Source organism: Cellvibrio sp. GW822-FHT04B05 (assembly GCF_058800985.1).
In genome coordinates this window covers 1-1,760 of record NZ_JBXAMU010000013.1, presented here as the reverse complement: position 1 = coordinate 1,760, position 1,760 = coordinate 1, and the positions used below count along the sequence as shown (strand labels likewise).

The following is a 1,760-nucleotide window of genomic DNA, read 5'->3' as shown; positions in this document are numbered from 1 at the left end:
CTAATGACATTACCGCGTGCATCATGACTGTAAGTGCGCCAATTGTTTCCGTTCGCACTATCGCGCGCATAAGCCACTTGGTTCAGGCTATTGTACTGAACATCAACAATGCGTGAATCTTCGATTTTTTTGTGTGATGTAGTAGTCAGACAAGTCGGGTTATTGAAATAGATGGTAAAAATAAAGCCTGACCATTTCTGATCAGGCTAAAAGCATTAAATTAGAAAAGGGGGTTTTAATGTTATGAATTATGGATCGAACCCATACATCCACTCATTTAAAATACCATCGGAACTCTCCAAACCAATGCAATCCATGATTTTTTCAAACTGATTGCCTAGGTTTTCTGCATCTTCCGTATCAAGTTCATCTCGATTGAAACGATAGATACTTGACCTTAGAAGATCAAGAAGTTGCTCTTCTGAGTAGTTATCCTCGATAAGAACTTTGAATTTTTCAATAATATCCAAAAATTCTTTTTCGAGCCTTTCCTTTAGCTGCTCATCCTGAATACCAATATAAAGAAAATCATCAGGACCAAAATGATTCGCTTTTTTAAAGTCATTCAGGTTTTCTATAAGTTCTGGCTTTTTCATTTTTTTACCCGATATATTTTTCCAAAACATTTTTTAAATCTGAACTAAATGCTTGATAATCAAAATCCTTTGGTATTTTCAGGTTTGGATTATCTAGCTTTTGGTATAAAGAGCTACACACCAGCTTTCTAAGATAGCCCTCATCTTTTCCTTCAACTTCTTCATGCATATAACTAAGTGCAAAACCAATATACTTAATTTTTTCCCTTGTAATTAAATGATTAAAACTGCCTATTTTATGTGAGTCTTTTGAGAATTTTTCATTTTGCCCAATGTCGCCTTCTGAATCTACGGCAATAATCGTTATCAGAAACTCTGAAATTTCTTCTCCGTACACCTTATTAGAAAAAATAGAATTAAAATCCTCGTTTAATTCATTTGAGATCTCTCTGAAAATTTCACTTACCTCAGTCCATACAATACTAGTAAAAACTATTCGCATATTATTTCTCACTTAAATATTTTGTTGCCAGGAGGTAAAGATCCATTAGTGACATAATATTGTATTAATTTCATTTTTTCTTGTGCGAGAACCTGATATTTCGTACCTCTTGATTCTATTACCATCTGCAATCCCATGTTTTTTAGAGCCGAAGCTGGATAGCGATTTGCAGGATTTGCTGATGTTCCATATTTCCATACATCCCCCGCATTTAGTTGCACCAATCCATTCCTAACGTCGGGATACAGACCAGCTGAAGAGGCTACTAATGCATATTGTGATTCCATAGGTCCTAACGCTTGGGTCATTGCCTTGGAAACCAAACCTTCTAATTGAGAAAACGCCCGATCCAGTGCATGGCCGGCTGCAGCACCAGCGAGCATTCCACCAGCCACTATTCCCGGGTTTGCTGCGATGCACGCCCCCGCGCTGGCATAATCACATCCACCTGCAACAGCCGCTCCGGCAACAGCGCCAACTACAGCCCCAATTGCTGCTCCGTTACCTTGTTTCGATGTATCCTGAGGATTTGCTTCCCTTGTTGATCCGGTATAGTCACAGGTGTAGCCTATTGTGGATCCTATGGGTTTGCATTGCATACCAAACGGATCAATTCCATTCACCGGATCATTGTGCACATACGCATAAAGATTCAACTGATCCTCATACCCAATCGGATCGGTTGCCAGGAATCGTCCAATCACCGGATCGTAATAGCGGGC

General features: G+C 39.2%; 3 protein-coding genes. All 3 read right to left on the bottom strand.

The features are described 5' to 3' along the window. Nucleotides 1-248 precede the first annotated feature (248 nt). Nucleotides 249-596 (bottom strand): DUF4844 domain-containing protein, encoded by a 348-nt coding sequence (locus AC1RJL_RS19850; protein ID WP_492917278.1) that lies wholly within the window; start codon nt 594-596, stop codon nt 249-251. A gap of 4 nt (nt 597-600) precedes the next feature. Further along, entirely contained in the window at nt 601-1,038 is a 438-nt protein-coding gene (locus AC1RJL_RS19845; protein WP_492917276.1) for an Imm44 family immunity protein, read from the bottom strand. An 8-nt stretch (nt 1,039-1,046) separates the two neighbouring features. Beyond that, the coding region (locus AC1RJL_RS19840) for an RHS repeat-associated core domain-containing protein (RefSeq protein ID WP_492917274.1) at nt 1,047-1,760 on the bottom strand (714 nt) is incomplete at its 5' end.